17 protein-coding genes are annotated in these 24,122 nt (G+C 72.7%); 6 read left to right on the plus strand and 11 right to left on the minus strand.

Going from position 1 to position 24,122, the window contains the following annotated elements; genetic code table 11:
* Positions 1-128 precede the first annotated feature (128 nt).
* The gene (locus WMF45_RS15020) at positions 129-1,379 is read left to right on the plus strand and encodes a pyridoxal phosphate-dependent aminotransferase (protein ID WP_437717569.1); all 1,251 of its coding nucleotides are present in this window, start codon (positions 129-131) and stop codon (positions 1,377-1,379) included.
* On the opposite strand, the gene WMF45_RS15025 is transcribed toward WMF45_RS15020, so the two are convergent.
* The 6 genes from WMF45_RS15025 to WMF45_RS15050 all read right to left on the minus strand — a co-directional run bounded on the left by WMF45_RS15025 (position 1,366) and on the right by WMF45_RS15050 (position 9,168).
* Positions 1,366-3,051 (minus strand): L,D-transpeptidase, encoded by a 1,686-nt coding sequence (locus WMF45_RS15025; RefSeq protein WP_437717570.1) that lies wholly within the window; start codon positions 3,049-3,051, stop codon positions 1,366-1,368. The genes WMF45_RS15020 and WMF45_RS15025 overlap by 14 nt on opposite strands.
* A gap of 94 nt (positions 3,052-3,145) precedes the next feature.
* Entirely contained in the window at positions 3,146-3,304 is a 159-nt protein-coding gene (locus WMF45_RS15030) for a hypothetical protein (RefSeq protein WP_157906653.1), read from the minus strand.
* A gap of 186 nt (positions 3,305-3,490) precedes the next feature.
* Positions 3,491-4,225, minus strand: a complete 735-nt coding sequence (locus WMF45_RS15035) for an AgmX/PglI C-terminal domain-containing protein (protein WP_437717571.1) — start codon at positions 4,223-4,225, stop codon at positions 3,491-3,493.
* A gap of 86 nt (positions 4,226-4,311) precedes the next feature.
* Positions 4,312-5,145 (minus strand): metallophosphoesterase family protein, encoded by an 834-nt coding sequence (locus WMF45_RS15040; RefSeq protein WP_437717572.1) that lies wholly within the window; start codon positions 5,143-5,145, stop codon positions 4,312-4,314.
* Between the two features lie 76 nt (positions 5,146-5,221).
* On the minus strand, positions 5,222-7,387 hold the full coding sequence (locus tag WMF45_RS15045) for a DUF1565 domain-containing protein (RefSeq protein ID WP_437717573.1): 2,166 nt from the start codon (positions 7,385-7,387) through the stop codon (positions 5,222-5,224).
* Between the two features lie 86 nt (positions 7,388-7,473).
* Positions 7,474-9,168 carry a hypothetical protein gene (locus tag WMF45_RS15050; RefSeq protein WP_437717574.1) on the minus strand — a complete coding sequence of 565 codons (1,695 nt, stop codon included), beginning with the start codon at positions 9,166-9,168 and terminating at the stop codon, positions 7,474-7,476.
* A 254-nt stretch (positions 9,169-9,422) separates the two neighbouring features.
* Between WMF45_RS15050 and WMF45_RS15055 the strand changes: the two genes are divergently transcribed.
* On the plus strand, positions 9,423-9,794 hold the full coding sequence (locus WMF45_RS15055; protein ID WP_437552426.1) for a hypothetical protein: 372 nt from the start codon (positions 9,423-9,425) through the stop codon (positions 9,792-9,794).
* 169 nt (positions 9,795-9,963) lie between these two features.
* Here the strand turns inward: WMF45_RS15055 and WMF45_RS15060 are convergent, their stop codons facing one another.
* The gene (locus WMF45_RS15060) at positions 9,964-10,404 is read right to left on the minus strand and encodes a hypothetical protein (RefSeq protein ID WP_437717575.1); all 441 of its coding nucleotides are present in this window, start codon (positions 10,402-10,404) and stop codon (positions 9,964-9,966) included.
* A 229-nt stretch (positions 10,405-10,633) separates the two neighbouring features.
* On the minus strand, positions 10,634-11,359 hold the full coding sequence (locus WMF45_RS15065) for a hypothetical protein (protein ID WP_437717576.1): 726 nt from the start codon (positions 11,357-11,359) through the stop codon (positions 10,634-10,636).
* A 112-nt stretch (positions 11,360-11,471) separates the two neighbouring features.
* Here WMF45_RS15065 and WMF45_RS15070 point away from each other — a divergent pair, with 112 nt between their 5' ends.
* The 3 genes from WMF45_RS15070 (at position 11,472) to WMF45_RS15080 (ending at position 18,974) form a co-directional block, all read left to right on the plus strand.
* Positions 11,472-12,476 carry a 3-oxoacyl-ACP synthase III family protein gene (locus tag WMF45_RS15070; protein ID WP_437717577.1) on the plus strand — a complete coding sequence of 335 codons (1,005 nt, stop codon included), beginning with the start codon at positions 11,472-11,474 and terminating at the stop codon, positions 12,474-12,476.
* Positions 12,477-12,644: 168 nt separating this feature from the next.
* The gene (locus tag WMF45_RS15075) at positions 12,645-14,828 is read left to right on the plus strand and encodes a glycoside hydrolase family 3 N-terminal domain-containing protein (RefSeq protein WP_437717578.1); all 2,184 of its coding nucleotides are present in this window, start codon (positions 12,645-12,647) and stop codon (positions 14,826-14,828) included.
* A 204-nt stretch (positions 14,829-15,032) separates the two neighbouring features.
* On the plus strand, positions 15,033-18,974 hold the full coding sequence (locus tag WMF45_RS15080; RefSeq protein WP_437717579.1) for a DUF2169 domain-containing protein: 3,942 nt from the start codon (positions 15,033-15,035) through the stop codon (positions 18,972-18,974).
* A gap of 10 nt (positions 18,975-18,984) precedes the next feature.
* On the opposite strand, the gene WMF45_RS15085 is transcribed toward WMF45_RS15080, so the two are convergent.
* The 3 genes from WMF45_RS15085 to WMF45_RS15095 are packed head-to-tail and all read right to left on the minus strand — an operon-like array spanning position 18,985 to position 22,233.
* Complete coding sequence (locus WMF45_RS15085) at positions 18,985-19,395, minus strand: PAAR-like domain-containing protein (protein WP_437290455.1); 411 nt, start codon at positions 19,393-19,395, stop codon at positions 18,985-18,987.
* A gap of 28 nt (positions 19,396-19,423) precedes the next feature.
* Positions 19,424-20,299, minus strand: a complete 876-nt coding sequence (locus WMF45_RS15090) for a DUF3540 domain-containing protein (RefSeq protein WP_437717580.1) — start codon at positions 20,297-20,299, stop codon at positions 19,424-19,426.
* Positions 20,296-22,233, minus strand: a complete 1,938-nt coding sequence (locus WMF45_RS15095) for a pentapeptide repeat-containing protein (RefSeq protein WP_437717581.1) — start codon at positions 22,231-22,233, stop codon at positions 20,296-20,298. Before WMF45_RS15095 ends, WMF45_RS15090 begins: the two co-directional genes overlap by 4 nt.
* A 127-nt stretch (positions 22,234-22,360) precedes the next feature.
* On the opposite strand from WMF45_RS15095, the gene WMF45_RS15100 reads away from it, so the two are divergent.
* On the plus strand, positions 22,361-24,073 hold the full coding sequence (locus tag WMF45_RS15100; RefSeq protein ID WP_437717582.1) for a hypothetical protein: 1,713 nt from the start codon (positions 22,361-22,363) through the stop codon (positions 24,071-24,073).
* Positions 24,074-24,122 lie beyond the last annotated feature (49 nt).

Consider the following 24,122-nt stretch of genomic DNA (forward strand, 5'->3'; position numbering starts at 1 on the left):
GCGCGCCCTTGCGTCGCCCGGGCGCGCGCGGCTGCCGTCCGCCGCCGTCCGTGTCACCGTGGCCAAGCGGCGGGGCGGGGTAGAGCACGACGGCGATGGAGCATGGACGAATGGAGAAACGGGTGATCGTGGATCGACCTCCCGCGGCAGAGGCGGACGCGGGGCACGCGCGCGCGCCCCGGCCGCTGCGGTTCGCGGCGCGCACAGGCTGGGATCTCTCGGGCAACAGCCTCGCCTCCGTGCTCGCCGAGGCGCGCGGGGCGGGGCGCGCGCTCGTCGATTTCACCGAGTCGAACCCGACGCGCTGCGGGATCGCCGAGACGGCTCACCTCATCGCGCCGCTCGGCGAGCCGCGCGGCGCGCGGTACGCGCCGCTGCCGCTCGGCGATCCGGCGGCGCGCGCCGCGGTGTCGCGCTACTACCAAGAGCGCGGGCTCGACGTGGATCCGTCGAGCGTCGTGCTGACGGCCAGCACCAGCGAAGCGTACGGATGGCTGCTCAAGCTGCTCGCCGAGCGCGGCGACGACGTGCTCGTCCCCGTGCCGTCCTACCCGCTGCTCGAGTACCTCGCCTGCCTCGAGGACGTCGCGCTCACGCCCTACCCGCTCCTCAGGGAGGAAGGATGGCGCATCGACCTCGGCGCGCTCGAGCGCGCGGCCGGCGAGCGGACGCGCGCGGTGGTGCTCGTCCATCCGAACAACCCGACCGGCTCCTTCGTGCGCCGCGACGACGCCGCCGCGCTCGAGGCGTGCGCCAGGGAGCGCGGGCTCGCGCTGATCGTCGACGAGGTCTTCGGGGACTACGCCCACGGAGACCTCGCCCCGGACCGCTTGCCGAGCTTCGCCGGCTCGCGGCAGGCGCTGACGTTCGTGCTGAGCGGGCTCTCCAAGGTGATGGCGCTGCCGCAGCTCAAGCTCGGCTGGATCGCGGTCTCGGGGCCGCCGGAGCTCGCCGCGGCGGCGCTGGAGCGGCTCGAGGTCATCGCGGACACCTACCTCTCGGTCGGCACCCCGGTGCAGCTCGCGCTGCCGGAGATCCTCGCCTCGCGGGCGCCCGTCCAGCGCGCGATCCTGTCGCGCGTGCAGGCCAACCTGGCCGCGCTCGACGCGGCGCTCGCCGCGCGCGCCGGGGGCGCGGTCCGGCGGCTCCCGATCGACGGCGGCTGGTACGCGACGCTGGAGGTCCCGCGCGTGCATGACGAGGACGGCTGGGTCGAGCTCCTCGTGCGCGACGAGGGGATCATCGTCCACCCCGGCTACTTCTTCGATATGCCGCGCGACGGCTTCCTCGTGGTCGGCCTGCTGCTCGATCCGGACGTGTTCGCGGAAGCCGCGCTGCGGCTCGTGGGCCGGATCGCGCGCGCGATCAGCGGTGAATGAGGACCACCGTGGAGCGGCCGGCGTCGCGGGAGGCCCGCAGGCCGTGCCACCCCTCCGGCACCGGCGGGTCGGTCCAGGCGAACATCTGCTTCGCGTCGATGGGGGAGAGGTTGACGCAGCCGCCGCTCTTCGGCTCGCCCCAGGCGTCGTGCCAGTACGCGCCGTGCAGCGCGTGAGGTCCGCTGAAGTTCTGCACGAACTGCACCTCGGAGTGGACGATCTTGTCGTTCGTGCTCGAGACCATCGTCGCCGTCACGAACTTCCCGTCGATGCGGAAGCGCCCGGTCGGCGTCGCCGCGGTCTCGATGGCGGGGATGCCCTGCCTCGGGACGCCGCCGCGCCCCGGTGAGATGAGCGTCGCGAAGACCGGGGTGAGCTCTTCGTAGGCGACGAACCACCCGCCGAGCACGCTGACCTCGATCCACTTGCGCGGCGACGACGGATCGCCGTCGCCATCGAGCGGCGAGCTCTTCGCCGCCTCGATCACGACGGCATCGTCCGCGCGCACGTAGATCCCCGGCTCCTGCGTCTCGAGGAGCCGCTCGCCGTCCTCGACCTCGGCGCGACCGGTGAGCCCGACCGAGGCGAGCCGCGCGAACGACGCGCCGGTCGGCTCGAAGCGGCCGCCGGCGCCCCGCTGGTACTTCGGCCGATCGGTCTTGCGGAAGAACGCGAGCGGGAGCGAACGCCCGTCCTTCAGCCAGACGCCCTGGAAGCTCGAGCGCGGGTAGGGCTTCAGGCGATCCTTCGGCATGTACGCCTGGTCCGAGGTCACCACCCAGGTCCGATCCTGCGCGTCGAACGCGCGGGTGAACGCCACCGTCGAGCCGTTCACGATCCGGTCGCGCCCCTCGCGCACGAGGCCGCCGAATGGAAACAGCGCCGGGGCGGCGACCCCCGCGGGCTTCAGGTCGACGCCCACGAGGGCCTCGTCGATCTCGCGGATGGCTTCCTCGCCAGCGCCCTCGGCGGCGCGCACCTTCGCGATGTTCGCGAGGTGCTCCTCGAGGTCCCACTCGGAGCGCCGCTGCTCCTTCGCGCTCGGGAGCTGCGGGTAGCGCGGCGCGCCGGTCGACTCCGCGTAGTCATAGGGCCACGGGGAGTCGACCCTGGGCGCGTGAGGCCGCAGCGCGGCCACGACCGGGTCGTTCGGGTCGACCGCGGCGCTGGCGCCGGCGCAGACGTAGCCCCGCGGCTCGATGGCGTACCACGCGTCGCACCCCTCGCCGGGCGTCCGCGCGGACTCGAGGCTGCCGCCGCGCAGCGCGACGGAGCCGCCGAGCCCCAGGTAGCCGCTCCAGCCCCGCGTCGGGTAAGGGCCAGGGCTGATCCACGCAAACCGCGCCTTGGAGTAGATGCGCGCGCCCTCCGCCGCCGCGCTGGTGGGCGGCGGCGTTGCCGCCGCGCTCGCCGCGGGCGGCGCGTCGGCCTCCGCCTGGGCCGGGTCCGACGCCTTCGTGACGTGCGCCGCCTCGACGACCGCGGCGCGCGGCGCGGCCGCTCCCGAGGACACGCGCGGCGCGTCCGCCTCGGGGGGCGCCCGCAGGGCCTCCGCCTCGAGCGAGGCAGGCGCCGCCTCGGCGGGGCTCTCTTCGGAGCAAGCTGCGGCGCCCCCCGACGCGATCGCGCACGTCAGGGCCGCGAGGAGGAAGGAAGGCGGTGAGCTAGCCATGCAAGCGGGAGAGACTAGTTGCCGGATGCGGCCGCGGACAAGCGAACGACAGCCGCGCCGCCGGCGGCTGCCAGCCGGGGAGCCGCGCTCGCTGCTAAAGCCTGCCGAGCACGGCCACCACGAGCAGGATGACCCCGACGAGCGCCGCCGTGATCATCGCGAACCTCATGAGGCGCGGCTTCAGCCACTTCCACAGGACGAGGCGAGCCACCTTCCACAAGAGCACCAGGATCTGCCGGAGGACCTTGCCCACGACGAGAGCGTAGCGCAGTCCCGCGGCGCGCGCTGCCAGCAAGGGCGGTAGAATTCGCGGCCAATGGACGAGCCCTGCGGCCCTCGCCGCCTCGGACCAGGCGGGACGCAGCGCGCCTGCCGGGCACCTCAGCCAGCGGCCAGCCCGGCGTGCGGGCGGTCGCTGCGCAGGGTGCGCGACGTCACGTCAATTGATGTCGACGCTCACCTTCGATGCATAGCTGCCAGGAGAGGGGAAGGTGATCTCGCGCAGCGCACCGGCGACACACTCGGCCGCCTCCTCGCCCCGTTCGTCGTTGCTGGACACGCCCACGCTGAGCGGCTTGCCGTCGGTGTCGATGTAGAGCGTGGCCTTGATCTGGCTGGCGCCCGCCTGGCTCCGGCACGACGCGAGCGCCGGCCTCGCCTTCTTGTACGGCGTCCCGAGCTGGTCGGGCGTCCAGGGCACGGGCAGGCGCTCGTCGCTGCTCGGCTCGAAGGTGAAGCTGTTCTCCGCCAGGCCCTCTCCGCCGACCGGCTTCGGCCACCTCGTCGCCTTCAGGACGCTCAGCATGCACGCCTCGGTCTCGCGATCGCCCAGGTTCGAGTCCTTCACGAACGCCCAGCGCGCCGTGCCCTCCTCGGTCACCCGGACCTTGAAGCGGATCTCGCCCCCGAGATAGGGGATCCGCTGGACGCCTTTCTGGTAGCAGCGCGAGAGCCGCGACGACGCGCGCTCGAACGCCGCTTGCACCTTCTCCTCGTTCATGCCGCCGATCTCGGAACCCGAGCTCATCTTCGGGCCCGACGTCTCGACAGGCTCGGCGTCGACCATCACCGGCGCCACGGACGTGGGCGCGGCGCCGCCGCAGCCCAGCTGGGCCGCGAACGTCGAGAGAGCAACGACGGTGATGGTACCCCTGAGTAAGCGCGTGAATTTCATGATCGAACGAGGACTCTATACGAGCCGCGTCTTGGGCGAAAAGAGCGCGATGAGGGGAACGCTCGCTGCAGTGCGTGTGAGAGATTCTACGCCAGCGCGAACGCCGACGCGCCGCTCCGAACCCGCGCCCGCTCGGACAGGAGGCGTCCGCAACGCACACGGTAGAGGCGTAGCGGTGAAGGTCCGTCCACGAGCGCCTGAGCGCAGAAGATGCGAGGCGGCGCGCCTGAGCGCACCGGCGCGTCGTGCGCTCGGTGCGTATGGCCGTGGATCACGTGAAGGTGATCGTGCTCGTGGAGCAATGCCATGAGCTCAGCGCTGTTAATGAGCCCGTCCAGCCACTGCATCGCGCCGATCGGATGGCGGAGAGGCGGGTGGTGCTGGGCGAGCACGAGCGCGTCGCCCGAGCGGCGCGCCTCGGCGGCGAGCGAGGCGATCCACGAGAGCTCGCGGGCCGCGATCGCGCCCGCCGAGCGGGTCACCGGCTGCATCATGGCGGTCGAGACCGCGGCGACGACAGCCCCAGGCAGCGCGACGGCCGTCCCCTGCCTGCTCGTCGCCGCGAAGGGGCGGAGGCAGCCCTCCAGCGCGCGCTCCCACGCGCCTTCGGTATACGCGTCGTGGTTGCCAGGCACCAACGTGACGCGGGCCGGGTCCCAGCCGCTCTCCGCCAGGACGGCGGCGAGCACCTCGAACTGGGCAGGGGTCCCGTCTTCCGTGAGGTCGCCGGTGAGCACCAGGTGGTCCGCCCCGCTCCGCCCCGCCTCGATGAGCGCGGCCAGCGTGCGACGGCGGCGTTGCGCCGCGTCGATGGGGCGGCCGAAGCTCAGGTAACGAAGCCGCCACCGCTCGGCGCCGCGGCGCCGGTCGTGATCCGCCTCGAGGAGATGGAAGTCCGTGAGGTGCGCGATCGTCGTCATCGACGCGATCGTGAGCCCTGACCGACGTCGTTCTCGCGACATCGACGCAAGCTCTCGGCGACGCAAACCGCGAGCGTCACGGGGCGGGCGTGGCGCTGCTCGGGACGGGGAGCGCGCCTTGGGCGAGCCGATCGCTCTCCTGGTTGCCCTCGAAGCTGTTGTCCTCCGACACCGACGGCGCCTGCGCGCCCTGCACGACGAGGCCAAACCGGTTGCCGGTGGACTCCGAGCTCGCGAGCGCGCCGTGGCTGTCGCTGAACAGCAAACCGGCGCGCGCGCAGCGCTGCACCTGCACCGAGCTCACCTGCGCCGTCGAGCCCAGGACCACGAGGCCGTCGCCCAGGTCGGGCACCGATTCCGCCTGCCCACCGGAGCCCAGGGCCGAGAACGTGCCGCCCTCGACCCCGAGGATGACCGTGTCCTCCACCGTGCTCGGCGAGGCCAGCAGCAGGCCCGCCACGCGGCTCTCCAGCACGGCCGACCTCTGGACGAGGACCTGCGCCGCCCCGGCGCTCAGCAGGCCGACGCCGCCCGTGCCGTCGCGCTCCTCCGGCAGCGAGCGCTCGATGAGGCTGTCCGAGATCTCGAGGGTCGCGCCCCGGGACGCGGACACGCCCGCGACGTGGGGCTCCAGGACGTACGTCGACGCAAGCGCGGCGCGGCCACCCTGCACGAGCACGCCGGCGGCGCGGTCCCGGTGCAGCGGGTTCGCGCGCGTGCCCTCGATGACCACGCCGCTCGTCGAGAGCGTCCCGCCCGAGACGACCAGCCCAGCGTCGCCGGCCTGGCGCACGAGGCTCGACGACAGCGAGAGCGCTCCGCCGCGCTGCTCGACGGCGACGCCGAGGTGAACGCTCTCCGAGGCGGACGCGACGTCGAAGAGGTTGCCAGAGGCCTCGACCTCCGTGCCGGCGTCCGCGACGGCGAGCAACGCATCGCACGCGCCGGACAGGACGCTGGACGCGAGCGACGCGCGCGCGCCCTGCTCCACGGCCAGGCCGCCGGCCTCGGGCGCCGCGTCCGCCGGGGCGGCGATGAGGTTGCGCGCCGCCACGAGCTCCGCGCCGGCGCCCGTCACCAGCGCGCCCAGGTGATGGTGGACGAGCGCGTTCGCGTCGAGCCGGAGCGTGCCGTTATCGAGGTGCACGCCGACGGCGTCGCTCGTCGCCCACCGCAGCGCCGCGGCCTCCAGCAGGTTGCCCTCCGCGACCACCTCCGCCGCCTCGGAGCTGATCCGCAGGTTGACCGCGCCGCCGACCAGCGCGTTCTCGGTGAGCCGCGCTTCGGCCCCGGAGACGACGAGCACGCTGGTCCAGACCTCGCCCGCTCCATCGTCCGCCCACGACGACTGGACGAGGCTGCGCGACAGATCGAGGCTCGCGCCAGGGAGCGCGACCACGAGACCATTGCCGCTCTCGCCCGTCACCCGGATGTCGCGCACCGAGACCGCCGCTGCCTGGATCAGCACCCCGATCGAGGCGCTGAGCACGCTCACGCCGCGCACGCCGGCGCGGTCGACGTCGTGGATCCAGACCGCGCTGACGTTGCCGCTGGGATCGCTCTGCTCGCCCCGGAGCACCACCCGCGAGGCGCACCTCCCGACGATCTCGATGGGCTTCGCGATCTCGATCGGCTCGTCGTACTCGCCCTCGGCCAGGACGACGCGCCCGTCCGCCTGGACGCCCGCCAGCGCCTCCGCCAGCGTCGTGAACGGCCTCTCCCGCGACCCGTCGCCGTCTTCGCCCTCGTAGCCAGGATCGACGTGGAGATCGCCGGGCGTCTCGACGATCTCGCCCCATGGCGCCGAGCCACAGCCGTCCGGCCCGTCGATGGAAACACAGCCCTTCTGCGGGACCGCGAATGTCCCCTCCGGGCACCTGGCCATGGTGGGATGGCAGGCACCGTCCTCCACGAACTCGGTCGCACAGCCGGGGATCCCGACTTCGATGCAGCCCTCGTCGTGCTTCGGGATCGTCCCGGGCGAGCACTTCGCGAGCGCGGGACGACAGAAGCCGTCCTCGTCGACGAAGGCGTCGGCGCAGCCCCGAATGCCCACCTGCGCACATCCGCTGGCGCCGCTGATCTGCCCCGGCGCACACCCCGAGCCGCCGCCGCCCTCCCCCGGGAGGTGGGTATACGGCGGCAGGTCGGTGCTCTCGCAGCCGAAGAGCGAGACCGCGCACAGGCTGGAAGCGAGAGAGAAAAGACACCAGAGCGCCGAGTGTCCAAGCTTCGCGCGCAACACCCCACCAACCTAGCAGATGCTCCGATGCACACGCCGGCAATGCGCGCCTCTCTCGCCGTCTCCAGCCGCTCGAGACCGGACATTCACGGGCGTGACCCGGACAGCCGCACGTCGGCTCGCGCCCAGGCGCGCTTGAAGCGCGCGTGTGCGGCGTCCGCTTCCTCTTCCTTGCCCTGTGCGCGGAGGCTGCGCTCGAGCCCGCACAGCGACCAGCCATTCTGCGGGTTCTGGCGCAGGTCCTCCCGGTAAGTCGCCTCCGCTTCGCGCGCGCGGCCCGCCGTGAGGAGCACCGCGCCGAGCGTGTGGCGGACCGGCTCGGGCCAGTCCGGCGGCTCGAAATAGCGCAGCTCGTCCTCGATGCGCGCGGCGTCCTCGAGCATGCGAGCAGCGGCGCCGGTGTCGCCGCGCTCGGACGCGATCTGGCCCTCGAGCACGAGCGAGGCGATCTCGAGCAGATCCTTCGCGCGGTTCCTGCCGATCGTCGCGTCGTCCCGGCTCTCGGACGCCATCGCCCGGAGCACCGCCGCCTCGCGCGCGGCATCGTCATGGCGCCCGGTCGCGGCGAGCGCGCGGCCGCGCGCATAGCGCCAGATCCCCGTCGTGTACCGCAGCTCGGGCGGCGGCGCCGGCGCTGCGAGGACGTCGTGCCACCGTCCGAACCGGACGAGCGCGAACAGCAGCGCAGGGCGGAACATCTCGAGCATCGGCATGTGTCGGACGTTGTGGTCGGGCACCGCCGCGGCCAGCTCTCGCGCGGCGCGCACGGCGACGGCGCTGCGCCCCTCCATGCTCGCCGAGACCGAGAGGAAATGGAGGTTGTGAGGGAAGTACATCATCGGATAGATGCCCTCCGGCCGCCGCTCGCGGATGTACCGGCGATCGGCCAGCACCGCCTGCTCGTTCGCGTCGGAGGCGTCGGCGTAGCGACCGACGCGCATGAAGATGTGCGACGCCATGTGCACGAGGTGCCCAGCGCCAGGGGCCAGACCGCCGATCCGCTCGGCGCTCGGCAGCGCCCGCTCCGGCGCGCGCGACGCCTCGACCGCGTGGATGTAGTAGTGATTCGCGCCGAGGTGCTCGGGATCTCGCCGGAGGACGCCCTCCAGCGTGGAGATGATCTCCTCGGTCCCGGGCTGCGGCCGGCCGTCCTGTGTCCAGAGATCCCACGGGCGCAGATCCATGAGCGCCTCGGCGAAGAGGACACCCGCGTCGAGGTCGTCGGGGAAGCGACGGGCGAGATCGCGCATGGCGCTCGCGTAGGCGCGGTCGAGGTCAGCGCGGTCGCGGGCCGACGTTGAAGCGTGGCGCTCCGCCAGCGCGTCGATGTACGCGCGCTCGCGCTCGCTGGCGGACGCGGCGAGCGCGCGCGCCTCCTCCACGGCCTCGAGGGCGGCCCGCTCCCGCGCCGCGTCGGCCGGCTGGTTGATGTTGGGGCCGAGCGTGAGCGCGATGCCCCAGCGGGCCATGGCGAGGCCGGGATCGAGGCGGGCGGCCTCCCGGAATGCCTTCCTCGCCTCGTCGTGGTTGAACGCGTAGACGAGCCGCAATCCCTGATCGAAATAGCGTTGCGCGAGCTGCGATGACGTCGTCACGGGGTGATGGAGAGCGCCGATGTCCTCGAACAGAGGGACGCGCTCGGCGTCGGGCGCCTCCGTAGGCGCAGGGCCGGTCGGCGGCTCCGCTCCGGGCGAGGCGGGGCGTGGCTCCGCGCCGCACGCCGCAAAGGCGGCGCAAGCGCAGAGCAGGGGCAGGCCGAAGAGCGCGCGTCGAGCTGTCATGGGCAACCTCCCTGGAGCCCGGATCGCCACGGGTTCCGACGGTCCAACATCCCCTCGCGGGGTCGCTTTGCCTCGGGCGCCGCCCTCCGGCGCGATCGCGGAGGTCGAGCCGAGCGAGGGCCATGCACGCGCGGTTCCCGCGGCGCGGGAAGGCAGCGCACAGAAGGCCCGCGCGTGGCCGGGCCTTCGACGCGCCCGCGCCGTCAGCGCGGTGCTCGATGGACGGACGGCGCGACTTGCGGCAACCTCGGGACATGACGACGTGCAGGGATGAAGCTCTCCGCTGGGTTCACCGCTACGCGATCGGCGGGGCGGCGTTCGCCGCGCTTCCGCTCCCGATCTCGACCTCCGCCGGGCTCGTCGCGATCGAGACGCACATGATGGCGATGGTCGGCGAGATCTACGGCGAGAACATGGGATCCGTGGTGACGACCGCCGCCGGCGGGAGCTTCGCGATCCTCGGGCAAGGCCTGAAATTCCTGGCCACCCGGGCGGTCGGCTTCGTCCCCCTGATCGGGCCGGCCATCAAGATGGGCATCGCGGCGCTCACCATCGAGGCGATCGGCCGGGGCGTGGTGGGGCACTTCGAGCGAAAGTACCCGGGCAAGATCTTCGAGAAGGCGTGAGCCGACGCGGCGTGCGCGGCGCGCGGGCGAGGCGCGCTGCGCGCTGCCTGCCGCGCACACGAGGCGCAGCGCGCGCAATGCGCGGCCTGCCGCGCGCACGAGGCGCGGCGCGAGCAATGCGCCGACGCGCGGCGCCGCCTGGCGCGCCGCGCGTCGCTATCGACGTCCGTCAGTTCTCGCAGCCGCTGCAGGCGAGGGGGCAGGTGCCGTTCACCGTCGCCTGACAGTGAAGGTCGGGCGCGCCGGCGCTGTCGCCGTAGTCGCAGCAGATCTCGCCAGCGTCGCAGCATCGCACGCCGCAGCAGAGGCCTTCTTCGCAGCCGAAGCCGGGGGCGCACGCATCCGCGCACTCGCCCTGGATGCAGACCTGAGTCTCGGTGCAGGTCGTGCCGCACGACCCGCAATTGCGCGGATCACCGGCCAGGTTGACGCACTCCGATCCACAGCACGAGAGCCCGGGCTCGCACGTGCACATCGTGCCGCCCTCGCCGCCCATGCCGCCTTCGCCCCCCGAGCTCGTCGTCGCGACGGTGGAGGTCGCTCCGCCTTCCCCGCCCGCGCCCCCGCTGGAGGAGCTCGATGCGGTGACATAGGTCGGCCAAAGGTCCACGGTGCCCGGGTCAGCTTCACATCCAGCGACGGCGAACAATGCGGCCCACGACAGCAACGCGATCACCCGATGACAGGGCATGAGCACCTCCAAGCCGAAAATCACACTACCACGGAGGGGCGCGGCCACACGAGGGGGGCATGGCACACGGCGCAGCGCCGGCTGTATGCACCGCGTCGTGCGCCGCTTCACGCGCGTCACGACGATGAATGCAGCGGCGCCTGCGACATCAGGGGGTGATGAGCTTGCAGTCCGACAGGAGCCCCGTGTACCAGTCATCGGTCCTGTCGAGCCATGCGCCCTCGCTGGACCAGCGGATGCCGGGCCGCTTCATCCTGCCTTCGACGGTGTAGGTGCACTTCAACGCGAACCGCGCGGACGGCAGCTTGCCTGAGGTGAGCGCAGGCTCGCTCCAGAGGCCGGCGGCGAGGAACTGGACGCGGTCCGTGGTCGTGTAAGGACGGAGCAGCTTTTTGTCGTCTGCATCCCCCTTGGACCAACCCTGGGTGGGCGACTCGAACGCGCAGTGCCGGCCGCTGACTTCCTCGGCCGACCAGCAGGCGAGATCCTTGATGTCGGTGGACACGAGGGTGACCTCGACCTGGGACTTGTCCCCGGGTTTCCACTTGGGGCCGGCCGTGCCGGCCGCAGGCTCACGCCCGAAATAGGCGAAGGCCGCGGCGAGGCCGCCGATGATGATGAGGAACAGGATCATGCTCTTGCCGAGCGAGCCGCCCTGCGGTTGGGCGGCGGCGCGAGGCCGCGCGCCGGGCTTCTTGCCGGCCGGGCGCCGCGCTGCGCCAGCCTGCTTTGCAGGACGCGAGGCTCTGGCGGGCGCCGCGGCGTCGGCGCGGCCCTCGCCGTCCTCCTCGCTGGGGGTGTCCTGCGCGTCGGCCTCGCCGGGAGGCGCTTCATCCGTGTCGGGGCGGTCTCTGTCTTCGGAGCTCGTAGCCATCGAGGCGCTTTATGTACCGGAGCGCGCCCGCGACTCAAGCATTCCGTGGACCGAGCGGCAGGGCACGATCGCCCGTTCCAACGAGCAGCCCTTGATGTAGGCTGCGGCCGCGATGACGTTCGATGCCAGAAATCCACGCGCGCGCATCCTCGGCACAGGCCGCTCCCTGCCGCTCGCCGTCCCGACGGGCGAGGCGCAGGCGGGCGCGCCGCCGGCGGACGGCGCGGCGGGCGACCCGGGCGCGAGCGACGAGCGGCGCCGCGTCGCGCCCGGCGAGCGGACGAGCGACCTGGCGGCGCGGGCGGCGAAGGCGGCCCTCGAGGCGGCCGGCGTCGGGCCGCGGGATCTCGAGATGATCATCCTCGCCACCTCGAGCGGCGACGCGCCGATGCCGGCGACCGCGGTGTACGTGCAGCAGAAGCTCGGCGCAGAGCACATCCCGTCGTTCGACCTCTCCGCGTCGCTGACGGGCTTCCTCTACGGGCTGTCGGTGGCGAACCAGTTCGTGACGGCGGGGACCATGAAGCACGTGCTCGTCATCGGTGCGGACCTGCTCTCCCGCCGCCTGGATCCGCGGGACAGGGCCTCGGCCCAGCTGTTCGGCGACGGCGCCGGCGCGGTGGTGATCGGGCCGGCGACCGGCGATGGTCGGGGGATCCTGAGCGTCGGCTTGCGCGCCGACGGGAAGAGGGCCGATGTTCTCCAGGTGCCCGGCGGAGGATCCGCGGAGCCGCTCACCGTGGAGCGGCTGGCCGACCGGCGGCAGTACCTGCGCGTGAAGCAGCCCGAGCTGCGGCAGGCCGCGGAGGAGCACCTCGGGGCCCACGCCCTCTCGGCGGTCGCGGCCGCCGGGCTTGCGCCCGCGGACGTCGACTGGGTGATCCCGCACCACGCCGACCCGCACCTCGTCGCCCTCCTCGCCGAGCGCCTCGGGTGCTCGCCCGAGCGCGTCCTCGGCGCTGTCGACGGCGCCGGCGCGGCCGGGACCTGCGCGGGCTCGGTGGCCATGGCGCTCGACGAGGCGCTCCGCGATGGCCGGATCCTGCCCGGAAATCACGTGCTGCTGTGTGCGCTCGGCGGCGGCCTCACGTGGGGCAGCGCCGTGCTCCGCGTCTGAGTCGACGGGGGCCGCGGTCTCTGGCGGCGCGCGACCCGGCCGGCACACGGCCCTCGAGGGAGCCCGCGCGCTGCGCTCGGTGGTGGGGGGGATTCCCCCACCGCCACGCTCGCGACGAGCGCGACGGTGGACTTGTCGCCGTGCGCTCCCCATCGTGCAGGAGAACCCATGAACGACGCTCCTCTCTACAAAGATGCCAAGCAGCCCGTGGGAAAGCGGGTGGAAGACCTCCTGAGTCGGATGACCCTGGACGAGAAGGTGGGGCAGCTCATGCAGCTCGACGCCCAGGGAGATCTGGAGGACGCGATCGGGCGGATGAAGGTCGGCAGCCTCCTGCACTGCAACGGGAAGGACGCTGACACGGCGATCCGGCGCGCGCTGGACACCCGCCTTGGCATTCCGGTGCTGATGGCCGACGACGGGATCCATGGCCATTCCTTCTGGGCGGGCGCCACGATCTTCCCCACGCAGCTCGCCATGGCCTGCAGCTGGGATACGGGGCTCTTGGAGCAGGTCGCGCGGGTGACCGCCGCCGAGATGCGGGCCACGGGACTCAAGTGGACGTTCTCTCCCGTCCTGTGCCTCACACGCGATCTCCGCTGGGGCAGGGTGGGGGAGACCTTCGGCGAGGATCCCTATCTGATCGGCGAGCTCGCCTGCGCGATGATCAAGGGCTATCAGGGCAAGGGCCTGGACGATCCGGACGCGGTGCTGGCGACCGCCAAGCACTACGCGGGATACTCGGAGACGCTGGGCGGCCGCGACGCCTCGGAGGCGAACATCTCGCGGCGCTACCTGCGCTCGTATTTCCTGCCGCCCTTCGAGCGGGCCGCGAGGAGCGGCTGCATGGCCTTCATGACCGGATATCAGTCCATGGACGGGATCCCGGCCACCGCCAACCGCTGGCTCCTGACGGAGGTCCTCAAGGAGGAGTGGGGGTTCGAGGGGATCCTCGTGACCGACTGGAACAACGTGGGCAATCTCGTGCTCGATCAGAAGGTCTGCAAGGACATGGCCGAGGCGGCCACGGTGGCGGTCCGGAGCGGAAACGACCTGATGATGGCGACACCGCAGTTCTACGAGGGCGCTCTGGAGGCGGTGCGCCGCGGGCTCCTCGCCGAGGCCGAGATCGACGCGGTCGTGCGGCGCGTCCTGTCGCTCAAGTTCTCCCTGGGGCTCTTCGAGGACCCCGGGTACAGCAGCGAGCAGCGCATCCAGGAGATCATCGGGTGTGCGGCCCACCGGGACCTGAACCTGGAGGTCGCGCGGGCGTCTCTCGTGCTGCTCAAGAACGACGGCGTCCTGCCGCTCGCGGAGGCGGCGTCGAGGCCCTTGCGGCGGATCGCGGTGATCGGCCCCAACGCGGACGACACGATCGCCCAGCTGGGCGACTGGTCGCTCGGCTCGGGCCAGATGAGCGGCGGCAACGGGTCGCAGCACCCCCGCTCGAGCATCGTCACGATCGTGGATGGGATACGGGAGCTCGCGCCCCCGGGGTGCGAGGTGGTCTATGCCGAGGGCTGCTCGGGTCTCAGCGAGGACGAGTCCGGCATTCCCGCGGCGGTCGAGCTGGCGCGGGGCGCAGACGCGGTGGTGCTTGTCCTGGGGGACAGGATCGAGCTCATCGGCGAGACGAAGAGCACGGCGACCCTCGAGCTCATGGGCGGACAGCGGGCCCTCTCGGACGCGATCGCAAGGACCGGCGTTCCCACCGTCGTTGTCCTCGTCAACAGCAAGCCGCTGGTCCTGCCGCGCTCGGCGCTCGGCGCGGCGGCGATCCTCGAGGCGTTCAACCCGGGGATGATGGGCGGGCGGGCCGTGGCCGAGGCGGTGTTCGGCAAGATCAACCCCTCTGGCAAGCTGACGATCTCGTTCCCCTACCACGTGGGCCAGCAGCCGATATTCTACAACCAGGCCCGCGGTCAGCACGGGAATCGCTACGCCGATCTCACGCAGGAGCCGGCGTTCGCCTTCGGCTTCGGCCTGAGCTACACGCGCTTCACCTACGGCGATCTGCAGGTCCTGACGCCGAGCGTGGAGCGAGGCGGCACGGCGTCGTTCGAGGTGACGATCACCAACGCTGGCGGGCGTGAGGGCGTCGAGATAGCCCAGCTGTACATCGAAGATCTGGTGACGTCGTCCACGTGGGCGCAGAAGGAGCTGAAGGCCTTCCGCCGCGTGAGCCTGGCCGCGGGGGAGGCGCGCAAGGTGCGCTTCGACCTGCCCGTGGCGGAGCTGTCCCTGGTCGACGCGGAGGGGCGCCGCGTGGTGGAGCCAGGGGATTTCCGTGTCCACATCGGCTCGTCGTCCCGGCCGCAGGACCTGCTCAGCGCCGGCTTCGCCGTGGCGTGACGCGACGGCAGAGACACGGGAGACCAGGACGGCCAGGGCGCGAGGAGCTCCAGGGATCTCGCGCCGGGTCGCCCTGGTTCGTCTCTCAACATCGCTTCCGAGGATCACGGCTCCTCACCCCACGCGGGTCGAAGCGCGGAGCAGCCCCGCCTCGCTGAGGGGGGCGCATCCGCCGGCGCTCTCGGCTAGTGTGCCGGGCCGTTCATGCAGCCCATTTCCCTGTCCCCCCTGGCCGCGTCGGCGTTGCTCTGGCGAACGGCGAACGGACCCTGTGTGACCGTCGCCGTGAAGGCGACGTTCCAGCTCTCGCCCGACGGCGTCGCCGCGTTGGCCGCGCCGCTGCCGCTCTTCGACGACGTCTTCCACGAGCAGAACGCGGGCCGGAGCCTCTATGTCGCCTCGGATGCCGTGCCCCACAAGCCCCGCGCCGACGTCCTGCTCACCGGCAGCGCGTACGCCGCGCCCGGCCAGCGCGTGAGCCACCGGTGGGTGCGCCTCGCCGTCTTCGATGCGCACGGGCAGGTGCCCGCTATCGACAAGCGGCTCCAGGTCGTGGGCGAGCGGCAGCGCGATCCCGCGACCGGCCAGGCGACGGCGCCGGCCCCGTTCTCCAGGCTGCCCGTGCGCTACGAGCTCGCCTTCGGCGGCGCGCGCTGCCCCGAGAACCCTGTCGGAAGGGGGGCCGACCCCGCCGACCTCCGGCTGCCGAGCATCGTCAACCCCGCTGCGCCCGACGCCCCCGACGGCTTCGGGCCCATCTCGAGCGCGTGGCCGCAGCGGCGGCGCGCGCTCGGCGCGTGGGATCCCGCGAAGCTCCTGCTGCCTGTCCCGGAGCTCCCTATCGCCATGGACTGGGGCTACTTCAACGCGGCCCCGCGCGACCAGCAGATACGCTACCTGCGCGGGGACGAGTGGATCCTGCTGGAAGGCCTCCACCCCACGGCCGCCCAGGTGCGCTCTCGCCTGCCCGGCGTGACGGCGCGCGTGCTCCTCCGCGCGCCGCGGCTCGCCGACCCCGCCGGCGTCGAGCTCACCGTGCGCTGCGACACGCTCTGGATCGACGCCGACGCGCTCCGGTGCACCCTGACGTGGCGCGCGTCCCTGGCCGTCGCCGAGCGCGCCCTGGAGGCCGTCGAGCGCGGCAGGATCCTGGTGACGCTGGCGCCCCTCGACGAGCGCGCGGTGTGGCCTGCGCCGGAGCCCGCCGCCGCGGGCGCGCCGGCGGTCGGCGCGACGACAGCGCCGCTGCCCGAGGGCGTGAGGCCGCCCGCGGGCGCGCGGCTGTCGCTCCCGATTCCCGAGCCGGATCCGTCGGTTGTCCGCGGCATGAGCGCCGAGGAGTGGGCCGCGCGCGGCGCGGGCGCGGAGGCGGCGCGCCCGTCGCTCGACCTGACGCAGACGCGCCCCCTCGACCCCGCTGCCTTCGCCGAGGCCCTCCGCGCGTTCGACCCGGCGCCGCCCGGCGCCGTCGCCGGGGAGGCCTCGGAGGCGCGTCCCGGGGCCGGGGAGGCGGCCGGAGGCGCGGGCGGGCCGGCGCCGCCGGTGTCCGCGCAGCTGCCGGTGTCCGTGCAGCCGCCGGTGTCGGGGCAGCCGCCGGTGTCCGTGCAGCCGCCGGTGCTCGTGGACACGCGCGAGTTCAATCTCCAGGACGTGCTGCGCGGCGCGCGCCAGGAGGACGCGCCGTTCCCGATCGCGCCGCCCCGGCCCGCGGTGCAGGCCGAGCCCGCGCGGGCACCCGCCGAGGTCTCGCTGGAGGCCCTCCGGCAGGCCTTTCCCGCCATGGCCGCGCACATCGCGGCGCACGCCGGCGCCCCGCTGCCCACGGCCACGCTGCCGCTGCCCGAGCCGGAGCCGTCGAAGCCGACCAGCGAAGATCTCGCCGGCTCGCCCGACCTGCCGCCGCCCGCGAGGACCACCGAGAACGTCCCGATCCTGAACCTCACCCCGTTCGCCGCCTTCACCATCCCCTGGCAGGCCCGGCCGCCGAGGGACTCGCTCACCGTCGTGGTCAAGGGCACCTTTGACCTCGTGCCCGGGGCGCCGGCGGTCATCGCGGCCGATCAGGAGCTCCCCGGCGGCGACGTCCACGTCGACGACGATCCCGAGAAGAGCCTCCGCTACCCGTCCGATTTCGCGATCTTCAAGCCGAAAGCCGACGTCCTGCTGGTCGGGCATGCGCACCGCGACGGCGACGGCGACGCCACGGCCCTCGTCCGGCTGCGCCTGGGCGACGCGCTCGACCGCTCCGTCGCGGCCGTCGGACCGCGCCGCTGGGACGCGCTCGGCGCGCCCACCGCGCCCGGGCCGTGGGACCGCATCCCCCTCCGCTTCGAGAGCGCCTTCGGCGGCGCCGGGTTCGGCCCGAACCCCGTCGGGACCGGGTACGGCGCGCGGGCAGGCGGCGCGCTCCCGTCGCTCGAGCTGCCGGATCGGGTGATCCGCTCGGCGGGCGACAGGCCCTCTCCGGCGTGCTTCGCGCCGATCGCGGCGACGTGGAGCGATCGCCTCGAGAAGATCGGGTCGTACGGCGAGCGCTGGAGGAAGACGCGCTGGCCGTTCTTCCCCGACGACTTCGACTGGACCTTCTTCAACGCCGCGCCCGCGGAGCAGCAGATCGCCTATCCCCGGGGGGACGAGCCGTTCGAGCTCTGGTCCGTGCGCCCGGAGGGCGAGGTCGTCCGGGGGCGGCTGCCCGAGCTGCGGGTCCGCGTGTTCAAGCAGGCGACGGAGAAGGCCGGCGGCGGGTTCTCCGAGGTCCCGATGCGGCTCGACACCGTGTGGTTCGACGCCGACGCGCTCCGGCTCGTGCTGGTCTGGCGGGGCCTGCTCGACGTGGCCGACGAGGACGCTTCCGAGATTGCGTCGCTGTTCGTCCTGAGCGAGCCGATGGCGCAGGGCGGGGCGAAGAGCGAGCCGACGGCGAAGCACGACGCGCGGGCGCGCTTCTTCGCGGAGCTCGCGGCGCGCGAGGCGGCCGAGGCGCCGGCGGCAGGCGAGGAGGGGGCGGCGAACGACACCGCGGCCGAGGAGGGCGCATCGGCCCTCGAGGCGCGCATCGCCGAGGCGCTCGCCCAGGCGCGCGCGCGGCGGCGCACCGCGGCCGGGAGCGGCGCGGCGGCGGCGGGGGCGGCCGCGTCGGAGGCTGCCGCAGCGCCGGCGCAGGCGGAGGAAGGCGACGTCCCCCCGCGAGAAGACGCTGCTCCCCGCGATCCCGTGGCGGCGCCGCCGACCGCCGGCCGCGACGCCGTCCTCGAGCTCCTTCGCCTCGGCGAGCCGCTCGCCGGCATGGACCTGACCGGCATCGACCTGTCCGGCGCGGACCTCGCCGGGGCCGACCTGGGCGGCGTCATCCTGAAGCGGGCGAACCTCCGGGGCGCGTGCCTGGACGGCGCGCGGCTCGTCGAGGCCGTGCTCGCGGAGGCCGACGCCGAGGGCGCGCGCTTCGAGGGAGCCGACCTCACCCGGGCCGACCTCACCGGCGCGAGCCTCAAGGCCGCGCGCTTCGCCGGCGCCGTCCTGGAGCTCGCGGCCGCGGCCGAGGCGCGCTGCGAGGGCGCCGTCTTCGAGGGGGCCCGGGCGCCCGGCGCCAGCTTCGCGGGGGCCACGCTCACGAGGGCCTGCTTCGATCGCGCGGACCTCACCGGCGCCGAGATGATGCAGGCCGCCCTCGACGAGGCGAGCTTCCGCGACGCGACGCTCGATGATGTGAAAATCTATGGTGCTGCAGGGGCGCGCGTCACCCTGGACGGGGCCTCGGTCGCCGACCTCCGCGCCGACGACGCGGTCTTCCGGAACGGGTCGTTCCGTCGTGTGCGGGGCCCGGGCTCCGTGTGGGAGGGCGCCGACCTCACCGAGGCCGTCTTCGCGGGCGCGGCGCTCCCGGAGGCGAGCTTCACCCGGGCGACGCTCGACCGGGCCACCTTCGAGGGCGCCGACCTTGTCGACGCCCGCTTCCGCAAGGCGCGGCTCCGCGGCGCGCGCCTGCGCCAGGCGAACCTGATGCGCGCCGCCTTCGACAGCGCCGATCTCGAGGGGGCCGACCTGCGCGGCGCCAACCTGTATCAGGCGGAGACGTGGAAGGCGCGCACGGCCGAACTCCACATCGCAGAGGCCTTCACGGCAGGGACCAAGCTGGAGGAGCGATGAGCGGCACGGATCACACCGCCACGAACACCTTCACCTGCGAGGGCGCGACGTGGGCGCCGGCGGGCATGTTCGCGTTCGAGCCGTTATGGGCCGACATCGCGGTGTGATAGACGATCTTCTTCCCCTTGGCGTAGACCTTCGAGCTCGCGCGCTTGAAGGTCACCTGCCCTCGGTTCACGTTCGAGACCATCCCGCCGAGCGTGCCGGCCTCATCCCCCTTGCTGCTCGGCATCTTCGATGCTTCGGTCACTGTCTCCTTCTTCTGGACGAGCACCTTGGAGACGGTCGACTCGCAGCCGTTCAGCGTCCCGATGTTCGGGAACGGGGTCGGCACCGGGGGCGCCGGCGGCGCTGGCACCTTGCACACGTCCGGCATGGCGAAGCACATGCCTCCGGCCTTCGTCGCTGCGGGCATCTTCATCTCGGGATCCCTCCACTGCCACGCTGGCTCATCCGAGCAGCACGCGCTCGCCGTCGATCGATGTCTCCTTCTTCGAGACCATCGATGTCCGCTCGCTGACGAGCTGATACGCCTCGCGGATGAGCGAGCGCGCGCGCCTCGCCCGGGTCTGGAGCAGCCCGTCGACGTCGCGGTAAGCGTCCTTTGCCCGCTCGATCAGCCGCTCGGCCTGGATCTCCATCCGGCCGGCGGTGGCGGCGATCTGCGCGGCGGTCGTGGCGATCCGCTCGGCGAGCACGGTCGCCTCGGTCGCGTGGAGCGACGCCCTCTCCGACGTCACGTCGACCGCCGCCGCGGACACGCGCACGGCCGCCCGCTCCACAACGAGCGCCGGCTCGCCGCCCTCACCGACCACGCTCGCCACGCGCCGCCCCGCGCTGTGCCGGACGTCGCGCCGCGCGCGGAGCTCCACGTCCGTGGCCGCCTCGACGACGACCTTCCCCCGCGGCGCCGCGAGCGTCAGGTCCCCCGCGGGGGCGGCGACGCGCGCCGCGCCCGTCGCGGCGTCGTACGTGACGGCGACAGCGCCCGACGCGTCCCGGATCGCGATCGTGCTCCCCTCGGCCGACGCCGTGGCCCCCTCGGCCGTGTGGATCACGGGCCCTCGGGCGGCGAGGAGGATGCCGACGATGTAAAAATCCGACGTGGCTGCGTGTTTCGAGACGAGCACCCGGTCGCCGGGGGTGGCCTGGTAGCCGGGCACGGCGAGCCGCGCGCGCGCCGTGGCGCCCTCGGCGCCGGGGGCGCCGGGCCGGACGAGGCGCACGACGGCGCGCGCGGCGTCTTCCAGGTCGACGAGGGTGGCCTCGAGCACGCCGCCCGGGGAGGGCTCGTGTTCCAGGGCGACAGCGTCGTTCGCGTTCATCGGGTCTCCGTCCGGAAGTCTTCCGCGCGCGCGCGGTCAGGGTCGGTGTTCTTCATGTTGCGGGTGCGCGCCCCGAGCAGCTCGGCGTCATCGAGCCTGGCCCGGTGCAGGTCGGCGCCCTCGAGGTTGGCGTTCACGAGGTGAGCGCGCTCGAGGCGTGCGTGCGAGAGATCGGCCAGCGAGAGATCGGCGTTCGCCATCACCGCGTCGCGCAGGTCCGCGCCCGGGAGCCTCGCCGCGCCGAGGCTGGCCTCGCGCAGGTGGGCGCGGCGCAGCACGGCGTCGTTGAGCGCGGCGTCGGAGAGGTCGGCGCGGGAGAGATCGGCGCCGTCGAGGATCGCTCTCTTGAGGTTCGCGGAGGGGGCGCGCAGGCCCGCGAGCTTCGCGCCCTTCAGGTCGGCGCCTTCGAGGTTGAGCTGAGAGGCCTCCACCGAGGTGAGGTTGGCGCCGCGGAGGTTCGCGCCCGACAGCGTGGCATTCGTCAGGACGCAGCCGCGGAGATCGGCGCCCTCGCCGTTCGCGTCGCAGAGCAGCGATTGTTCGATCACCGCGCCGGCGAGCTGCATGGTGCGGAGATCGGCGCCGGAGAGGTCGGCCGCGAAGAGCCGTGTCCGGCGGAGGTCGGCCCCGGCGACGGCGGCGGTGGACAGGGCGGCTTCCGAGAGATCCGCGTCGGAGAGATCGGCCTCGGTGAGGTCGACGTCGGCGAGCTGCGCCCCGCGGAAGGCGGCGCCGCCGAGCTTCGCGCCGGCGAGGCAGGCGCCGGAGAGGTCGGCGTCCGAGAGGTCGGCGCCCGCGAGGTCGGCGCCGCGCAGGTCGGCCTCGGCGAGGTCGGCGCCGGAGAGGTTCACGCCGGCCCACGAGAGGCCCGTGAGCGCGGCCTTGCCGAGGGAGACGCCCGCGAGGTCGAGGCCGCGCAGGTCGACGCCCGCGAGGCGGACGCCCTCGAGCGAGCAGCCCTCGAGCTTCGCGCCGGCGAGAGACGCCTCGTCGAGGGTGGCGCCGGCGAGGTTGGTGTTGCGGAGATCGGCGCCGTCGAGGGAGGCGCCGGTGAGGTCCGCCCCGGCGAGGGAGGCGCCGCGGGCCCGCCAGCGCTGGAGCTGGGCGCCCCGGAGCGAGGAGCCGTCGAGGACAAGCCCGTCGCAGCTCGCGCCGGAGAGGTCGGCCCGGGCGAGGTCGCACTGGACGAGGCGCGCGCCCTCGAGGGCGGTGCGGCGGAGATCGATCGCGGTGAGGCGGGAGGCGTGGAGCTCGGCGCCCGCGAGGGACGCCGGGGGGCCCGAGGCGGAGAAGTCGAGTCCGGCGGCGGCGGCGCGCAGGAGATCGGCGCCGCCGAGGAGGAGGCCTGTCGTGACGGCGGCGCGGAGATCGACGTCGCGGAGCGAGGCGCCCGTGAGGTCGGCGGAGGAGAGATCGGCGCCGTCGACGGCGGCGCGGTCGAGGCGGGCGCCCTGGGCGTCGCAGCGCTGGAGGCGCGCGCCGGAGAGGACCGCGTCGAGGAGCTCGGCCTTGTGGAGGCGCGTGGCGCGGAGATCGGCTCGCTCGAGCAGGGCGCCGGAGAGCTTGGCGCCGGTGAGGTCGACCTGGTGGAGGGAGGTGTTGGAGAGGACGGCGTCGCGGAGATCGGCGCCCGCGAGGCGGCAGGCCTCGCCGGGAGGGCCGCCGAGGAGGGCGCCGGTGAGGTCGGCGTCGGTGAGGTCGGCGCCCTCGAGGTTCACGTTGCGGAAGATGGCGCCGGAGAGCGTGGCGCCGGCGAGGTTCGCGCCGCGCAGATCGACGTCCTGCCAGAGGGCCTTGGAGAGATCGGCGCCGCGGAGATCGATGCCGGGGGCGACGGCGCCCGAGATGTGGCTGCCGGCGAGCTCGTCGCGCTGGCTCTTCTGCAAGAGCTCGGCAGGCGTCGGGGGTGAGCCATCGTTGCGCTCCGCGGGCATGGTTCGGGCGAGGCTAGGCCATCGCGCGGGGGGTGTCACTGAGGTAGCGTGCAGCCTGAAGTGCCTTCGCCGCAGTTGCTGGACGGGCGTTGGCTGGGGGCGGGGGAGGGGAGAGGAGCGGAGAGGCATGATCAGCGTCGCGGTGAGGATCGAGACGGAGTGCGGCACCTGCAGGATGCCGATGCCGATCAACACACTCGCTCGCGAGGTGGGCTGCCCGAGCTGCGGGAGGCCGACGGAGGTGAGCGACGATGTCTGGCAGGCGCTGCTGCGCGATCCGGTCTACGACGGGCCGAGGATGTTAGCGAACGAGGGGCGGCAGTGCTCTGCGAGGAAGCTCTCGGCCGCTTACACCCGGCGCGGTCCGTGCTGCCAGGGATGCGAGAAGGAGATCCCCGTCGCGAGCATCGTAGAGGTGCGAGAGCAGGCGATGCTCCAGTGTGACCGTTGCGCCAAGCAGACCTGGGTGCGAGCGGTGCCGGTGGAACTCGCGGGAGCGCTCCCGGACATCACGCACCTCGTGGGCGAAGATCCTGACTCGCCCGCGATGGCGCAGGCAAATGCGGCGGAGGCGGCGACGTTTCCATGCCCGCAGTGCGGCTCACCCGTCGCGTTCGACGGCGTGAACCGAGCGTACACGTGCCGCTTCTGCAGCGCGAACGTGCACGTACCGGACGACTTCGTATATCGCGGGCGAAGGAAGGTGGCGGCGGACTGGTTTCTCATCTTTCATCCGTCGATCGCCGACAGCGCACCGGCCCCGCAGGCCGTCGCCGCAGGGCTGTTCGACTGGGAAGAGCCGCCTGTGGCGGCGGTCGACGCGGAGGGCAACCTCTACTGCGCGGCGAGGCAGACGCACTGGGTCCCCGGCGAGGGAAATTCCCCGAGAGAAAGCCCTGACAACGTCCTTTGGTCCATCGACCCGTCGCTGAACGTTCGTTGGCTTCACCGCAACCGGAGGGCAGCCGTGCACCTCGCGCTCTCCCCGCGTGGTGCGCTCCTCGTGACAAGTCGCGGGAAGTCGTCCATGCCCTGGTTATCTTCCTCGACTGGCTCGCCGATCGAGGAGGCCGGCGGCACGGAGACGAAGATCGACGGCGAACTGCTCGACTGCGAGGATCTAGTCTGTGACCGTGATGGCTCGCTGCTCATCCTCAAAGAGGACATCGTTCGGCGAATTTCGCCGAGCGGTGTCGGGATGCCGGTACGGCCTGGCGGCACTGCACAGGGCGTGTCTCCTGTCGAGCTTCAGGCCGGGCTCAAGCGCATTCATCCCGGCCCTGGTGGCGCGATCGACTGCATGTATATGAATCGATTCGTTCGGGTCGACGTCGATGGTCGTGTGCTCCATGAATTCGATCTGTCCTCTTCGGAGTCCGATTTTAGATATCGTACCATCGGCGTCGACGTCGCTGGGAATTCCTATTTGCTTTGCCGCGAGCAGGTCGTTCGTGTCAGCGCGGCAGGTGAGCCGAGCGTCGTCCTGGAGTCGAAGCGCGACGATCTGCCGCGAGCGGAGATGAGCATTGCTGTGTGTCCCGATGGGTCGTACTGGCTCTTTGGCACGAAGGGGCGCGCCTGGAGGTTTGACCGCGACGGCGAGCTTCTCTTCGCGAGCGAAAAGGAGTCCAGACCCAAGAAGTTGACGCGCCAGCAAGTCTTCGAGCGACAGATGGATGCGGTCAAGGCCAAGATTCAAGCAAAGAACGAAGAGTCGGATCGGCTCATGCGTGAGCGGAGAGCAGAGGCGGCGAGAGTAGAGAGGATTATTGGGATTATTGCAGCTATCGTTGTGCTGGGGCTCTTGGCGCTATTGATGGTTGCTGCTGCAATGTCGTAGATTGGTCTCTGGTGCAGGGAGCGAGAGGCTCCTGTTCAATCAGAGCGTG

Origin of the sequence: Sorangium sp. So ce448 (assembly GCF_051520915.1) — a bacterium.
Lineage (GTDB): Bacteria > Myxococcota_A > Polyangia > Polyangiales > Polyangiaceae > Sorangium > Sorangium cellulosum_B.

What these genes read in the sequence shown, in the direction of transcription:
- WMF45_RS15025 (WP_437717570.1), bottom strand. Translation starts at nt 3,051, where the DNA reads ATGGCTAGCTCACCGCCTTCCTTCCTCCTCGCGGCCCTGACGTGCGCG.
- WMF45_RS15035 (WP_437717571.1), bottom strand. Translation starts at nt 4,225, where the DNA reads ATGAAATTCACGCGCTTACTCAGGGGTACCATCACCGTCGTTGCTCTC.
- WMF45_RS15040 (WP_437717572.1), bottom strand. Translation starts at nt 5,145, where the DNA reads ATGACGACGATCGCGCACCTCACGGACTTCCATCTCCTCGAGGCGGAT.
- WMF45_RS15050 (WP_437717574.1), bottom strand. Translation starts at nt 9,168, where the DNA reads ATGACAGCTCGACGCGCGCTCTTCGGCCTGCCCCTGCTCTGCGCTTGC.
- WMF45_RS15055 (WP_437552426.1), top strand. Translation starts at nt 9,423, where the DNA reads ATGACGACGTGCAGGGATGAAGCTCTCCGCTGGGTTCACCGCTACGCG.
- WMF45_RS15065 (WP_437717576.1), bottom strand. Translation starts at nt 11,359, where the DNA reads ATGGCTACGAGCTCCGAAGACAGAGACCGCCCCGACACGGATGAAGCG.
- WMF45_RS15070 (WP_437717577.1), top strand. Translation starts at nt 11,472, where the DNA reads ATGACGTTCGATGCCAGAAATCCACGCGCGCGCATCCTCGGCACAGGC.
- WMF45_RS15075 (WP_437717578.1), top strand. Translation starts at nt 12,645, where the DNA reads ATGAACGACGCTCCTCTCTACAAAGATGCCAAGCAGCCCGTGGGAAAG.
- WMF45_RS15080 (WP_437717579.1), top strand. Translation starts at nt 15,033, where the DNA reads ATGCAGCCCATTTCCCTGTCCCCCCTGGCCGCGTCGGCGTTGCTCTGG.
- WMF45_RS15085 (WP_437290455.1), bottom strand. Translation starts at nt 19,395, where the DNA reads ATGAAGATGCCCGCAGCGACGAAGGCCGGAGGCATGTGCTTCGCCATG.
- WMF45_RS15090 (WP_437717580.1), bottom strand. Translation starts at nt 20,299, where the DNA reads ATGAACGCGAACGACGCTGTCGCCCTGGAACACGAGCCCTCCCCGGGC.
- WMF45_RS15095 (WP_437717581.1), bottom strand. Translation starts at nt 22,233, where the DNA reads ATGCCCGCGGAGCGCAACGATGGCTCACCCCCGACGCCTGCCGAGCTC.
- WMF45_RS15100 (WP_437717582.1), top strand. Translation starts at nt 22,361, where the DNA reads ATGATCAGCGTCGCGGTGAGGATCGAGACGGAGTGCGGCACCTGCAGG.